Origin of the sequence: Phytopseudomonas flavescens (genome assembly GCF_900100535.1) — a bacterium.
GTDB lineage: Bacteria > Pseudomonadota > Gammaproteobacteria > Pseudomonadales > Pseudomonadaceae > Aquipseudomonas > Aquipseudomonas flavescens.
This window is the reverse complement of record NZ_FNDG01000044.1, coordinates 1-5,478: the sequence shown is the minus strand read 5'-3', so window position 1 is coordinate 5,478 and position 5,478 is coordinate 1. Positions and strand designations below refer to the sequence as shown.

Below are 5,478 nucleotides of genomic sequence, written 5' to 3'. Positions count from 1 at the left end.
GTATCACGACCACTGGCGAAGTTCAGGTCGCGCCCGGCGTACAGGTAGGCGTTCTGCATCTGCTCGCCTTCGCGATCCAGCTTGCCTTTGCCCAGGCTGGCACTGACATAGACGCCAAAACCATCGCTGCCCACGGTCACGCCGACTTCGCCACCGGCGTTGCGCCGATCGTTATCGGTGCTGCTCTGGTTCTGCGCCGCACCGATCAGCAGGTCGTTACCCGCGTTCAGGTTGATATCGCGCCCGGACTGCGCACGGGTGCCGACCAGACTGAGGTCGTTACTCGCTTCCAGGTTGAGGTCGCGGCCCGCCAGCAGTTCGCTCGGGCTGGACGTGCCTTGTCGCTCTGCCTGGGTCGCCGTACCGGTGCTGCCACCCACGCCGAGCTTGAAGCCACCGGAGGTGCCACCCTTGATCCCGCCCTTTCCTTGCTGTTGCTCAGCATCAACGGCGTATTCACCCTGCGCGACACCCAGCGTGACGTCAGTACCCTTGATGGCGATGTCACGCCCTGCCTGCAGACGACTGCCATCAATGACAACGTTGTTGCCTGCGACCAGGTTGATGTCATTACCAGCCTCCAGCGTCGAGGCCCGATTGCCGACCACGGTCTGGCTGACGCTCTGGCTCTGGCTGGTGCTGCCCAAATGGCCATCGAAAGTCGGCCCGGACATGAATTGGCTGACGCTGTCGACCGCCTTGAGGATGCTCGACGCCTGGCTAACCGTATTCTCGCCTTTGCCAGCACCACTTACCGCGTCCTTGGTGCGCTCGAAGTTGTGATTGACGGTAGTACTCGTACCCGTACGTTTCTGGCTCTGCTCCCTGGCGTAGCTCGATTGCTCATTGGCCGCATCGATGAGGATGTCGCGCCCGGCACGCACATCCGACTGGCAATCAGACGTAGGGCGTATTCGCCGAATGATTCAAAAAACTATTTATTTTTTAAAGAGCAATTGGCTTGTGAAACGTCATGCATGCGTCAGACGATCACGTCGCGGTAAACGACGGATTACGCTTCGCTAATCCATCCTGCAAATATTAATCCGTCTTACCGCGTTTAATTTCGCTCCCAATTCAGTTCCATTTCTTTTCCCAAAAAGAAATTATGAATAGCTTTAGAAGCCTCAACTTCACCAACAACAACATTTCGTGAAAAATCAGCAAACTGGCCACCAGCACAAAGCTCCACAACATTGCCATCATCACCACTAGGATTCAATAAAGTGAAATTCTCATCACACTGAGAGCTGAGAGTAACAACAAAATCTGCTCCTCCTCCTCCCACACACAACTGCCACCCATCAGCCCGCTCAATGCTTACAAGCGTATGATTTTGTCCATTTAATCGTCCTAAAGCAGCAATGGCTTGTTCATAACAATGGCACTCTAGCTCAATATCACCACTTCGATTAGCAACTCGATCATCAATAAACAACTTCATCCATCCTCCTTAAGGCCGTATCACAACGACTCCGTCAGGCCCAACCACTGAAAGTTCCTTAAGTCCTAGTTGACGCACCATGGATCTAATGCCGCCATTTTGATCACATGCTCGGCATGGCTGTCGATCAACATACAAAGTCAAACTCTCTCCTATGACATTAATCCCCTGCTGCTTAACTTGATTAAGAACATCAATCTCAGCATGTGTTTTGGAAATAGAATTAACACCCGAAACTGGCTGCCCATGCGCATTAATACCGTATATTTTTTGCCCATTCACCTCCAAAACCGCCAATGTACTTTTATCCAAAGATGATCCTGCAGGAGGTAATCCTAGGTCTTTGCGGAAATCTGCTAAATCCTTTGATACGGACTCACTATACATATTCCCCGGATTCAACTGATGCTCCGGCGTCGTATAGCTATCACTACCCTGTTGCCCGTCTAGCTGGTTTCCTCCTGTATGCGGAACAGTAACCACCGAACCACCGGCATTATAGCCACCACTTGATGCATCTCCAGTAGTTGCCGGGTCAATAGCCGGATTGATTAATGTACCGTACTTGGGATCAAGTTCATGTATCGGGAATACGGTTCCTTTACCGATCAAAAGACCCCATATCTCGGCTGAAACCTTAAGCTGATCCTCCGCAGCGACCCCTACCTGCCCAGCGGAATCCATGATGGTATTCCCCAACTGGGTCATATTCTCCATAGACTCGGGGTTCGTAGCAGCTACCAGAAGAACAGCCCCTACTCCTGCCAGCGCCAAACCGGCCGCCTGAGCAAGGTTACTCTGCAATGGATTGCCTTGCGCTGCTACGCTGAGCTTATAAATGAATGAATAAGCACCTTCAGGGTCTTGCGCAGCCATGGTGGCTATGTAATCAACAACCGCCTGCCTCTGTGCCTCAGTCGCCTGGCCCGGTATCTGATCGACAAAGTGACGCGCAGCATCCTGCCGCTTTTCTGAATTGCGGTTGCCTAAGAATCTAAGAACATCATGTTTAACAAGCTTCTGTTCCACCTCGGAGAGGCTGTTACCCTGCGCGATAGCACTGGTCGCGATGAAAAGCTTCGCGAGTTCGTTCAGTGCTTCCTCGCTGCTCTCTCCGTAGGCCGCAGCATTTTTCTTCCACGTTTCCAGCGTCTTCTTCGGATTCGCCACCGCCTCCACAGACGACTTGGTCACATACAGATCCGTACGCTCCTCGTCGTCCCGAGTGATCTCGTACGCCTTGCTCACATCGCGGTTGAGGCCCTCTGTGGAGTCCTGCCCGGTCTGTGCATCGTCACGTACGACAATTTCGCCCTCGCCCACCGTGGCCCGTACGATCTGTTGGCGATCCTTCTCGTACTCGTAGCCTTCGACGCTCCAGCCGGTCTTGCCTTTTTCGCCCTTACCTTCCTGGCTACTGTCCTGCTGGGTATCTTTCGCGTCGTTCTTGCCGTACGAGCCACCGACGTTCAGGTAGTAGCTACGCTCCTTGTCATGACCCGCGATATCGCTGAAACCCAGGGTATCGGTATCCAGCTTGAGGTTGCCGGTTTCGGAGGCGATCAGGGCGCCATCGATTTGTGTGTGCGCTTCGGTACGGATATCCAGCCGATCCCGCGCCACGATACGGGTCTGGTTCTCGACCCAGTCGGTATCGCCCGTGGTCTCGCCGTAGCCAACCGAACCGCTGAAGCCCGCTCCCGGCCCGAAGGTGGCGGTGGCGCTGACATCGAACTCCTTGCCTTTGACCTCGCCCGTGTCCGTGAGCGATGCCACGATCAGGTTCCGCCCCACATCGCCCGTCACTTCATCGGCGTGCAGTTGCGCACCGGTCACGGCGGTGTCTCGGCCGCTGCTGAAGTTCAGGCGGTCACCCGCGTACAGGTAGGCCTCCTGCTGGCGCTGGCCCTCACGCTCCAGATCACCCTTGCCCACGTTGACGCTGACGTAGACGCCAACACCTTCCGAGCCAAAGGTGAGCCCAACCTCTCCACCCCCGCTGCGACGGCTGCTTTCGCTGCCGCTTGCATTCTGTGCCGCACGAATACTGAGGTCGTTACCAGCCTTGAGGTCGATATCACGCCCCGCCTGGACTTCGGTACCGATCAGGCTCAGATCGTTGCGGGCATTGAGGTTGACGTCGCGTTGAGCATTGAGCCAAGAACCACTGGCAGTTCCCTGGCTGCCCTCTTCGCCAGCCACACCTTTGCTGCCGCCGATGCCGATCTTGAAACCACCGCTGGTGCCACCGACGAACCCGCCTTTGCCTTGGCTCTGTTGGCTGTCATAGCTCTGCTCGCCACGGGCGACATCGAGAACGATGTCCTGGCCAGTTACGGTGATGTCACGCCCGGCCTGGAATTGCCCACCACGTACCAGGGCGTCGTTGCCGGCAACCAGGTTGATGTCATTACCAGCCTCCAGCGTCGAGGCCCGATTGCCGACCACGGTCTGGCTGACGCTCTGGCTCTGGCTGGTGCTGCCCAGGTGCCCATCGAAGGTCGGGCCCGCCATGAACTGGCTGATGCTATCTACGGCCTTGAGTGTGCTGGATGCCTGGCTGACCGTGTTCTCGCCCTCGCCGGCGCCGCTGATGGCATCCTTGGTACGCTCGAAATTGTGGTTGACGGTAGTACTCGTACCCGTACGTTTCTGGCTCTGCTCCCTGGCGTAGGTCGACTGCTCGCTGGCCGCATCGATGCGAATATCGCGCACCGCATGCAGGTTCAGGTCATAGCCTGCCTGCAGGTCCGAGCCCTGCTGCAGGATGTCGCGCCCGGCGCGCACGTCCAGGTCGAGCCCAGCGCTTATCTGGCTGGCCGCGGCTGTCTGCTCGGCCGTGCGGGTCTTGTCCTTGAGGGCCTCAGCGCCGACGAAAGTGGTGAAGCCGTTACCATCCGCGCTTTGCTGAAGACCGACGGTCTTGGTGTTCTTCCATGACGTGACCTGTTCGCTGCTGCTGCCCGCCACCACGTTCACGTCACGCCCTGCGTCGAGCAGCACGTTGCGACCCGCACTGACACCGCTGCCCACCACGTTGATGTCGCGTTCGGCGATCAGCGCGGCATCGCGCTCGGCGTTGACCTGGCTGCCGACGTTGGTGGAACTGATGACCTCCTGCCCACGCTTCTTGGCACTGGAGATGGCAATGTCAGCGCCCCAGGAGGGCGAGCCCGCCGCCAATCCAACCGCATCGCCGAACGATAGCCCGACCTTCTTCTTGTACGACTCGCTACGGCTGTAGGCCTCGTCATTGGCCGCCACCAGGTTGATGTCGCCGTCTTCGTCGATCAGTCCGGCGCGCAGTTCCACATCGTTGCCCGCGGCGACAGTACTGGCCCGCAGGCGCAGATCGCTGCCTGCGGCGACGACCACGTCGTTACCCGCTTCCAGTTCGCTGGCGACCTGGGTCGCGGTGGTCTGCAGTTGGCTCTTGCCACTTTTCGACAGGCCGAGGAAACCGGACTTGGTTTTCTTCGAGTAGGAGCCATGCTCCTCGACACCGGACAGCACGGCGATATCGCCGGTCGCGCCCAGGGTCAGGTCATTGCCCGCCACCAGCCGGCTGCCGATCACGGTGACGTCACGGCCACCGTCGAGGCTGAGGCCGCCGTCGGCGGTGGTGCTGGTGTTGAGCGACAGGTCGTTGCCCGCCTCGATCACCGAAGCGATGTTGGTGCTGTCGTAGCTTTCCTTCTGTTCGCTTTTGCTACGGCCGAACGAGCCTTTGCTTTTCTTGAAGTAGTAGGAGGCGCTTTCGTCCTTGGCCGAGAGGATGTTGATGTCCTGCCCGGCATCGATATCGACATCGTTGCCCGCCTTCACCCGGCTGGCGATCAGGCTCAGGTCGCTGCCGGCGCCGAGGCTGATGTCGCGCCCGGCCAGGATTTCGCTCGATTGCTGGGTAATGCGGTCGTTGCTGGCGGTGACCTTCTTGCTCTTGAAATAGGTGTGGCTTTCGTCTGCCGCACTGGACAGCACAAGGTCGCGCCCGGCCCCCAGGTCGAGGTCACGACCTGCAGTGACCTGGCTGG

3 protein-coding genes are annotated in these 5,478 nt (G+C 58.0%); all 3 read right to left on the bottom strand.

Features of this window, described 5'->3' with window-relative positions; genetic code table 11:
- On the bottom strand, nt 1-884 hold an 884-nt coding region (locus BLR94_RS26900), incomplete at its 3' end, for a hemagglutinin repeat-containing protein (RefSeq protein WP_208601380.1).
- A gap of 176 nt (nt 885-1,060) precedes the next feature.
- Nucleotides 1,061-1,444, bottom strand: coding sequence for a hypothetical protein (locus BLR94_RS27430; protein WP_139207534.1), 384 nt, complete (start codon nt 1,442-1,444; stop codon nt 1,061-1,063).
- 9 nt (nt 1,445-1,453) lie between these two features.
- A partial coding sequence (locus BLR94_RS26895; protein ID WP_208601379.1) for a hemagglutinin repeat-containing protein occupies nt 1,454-5,478 on the bottom strand: 4,025 nt, incomplete at its 5' end.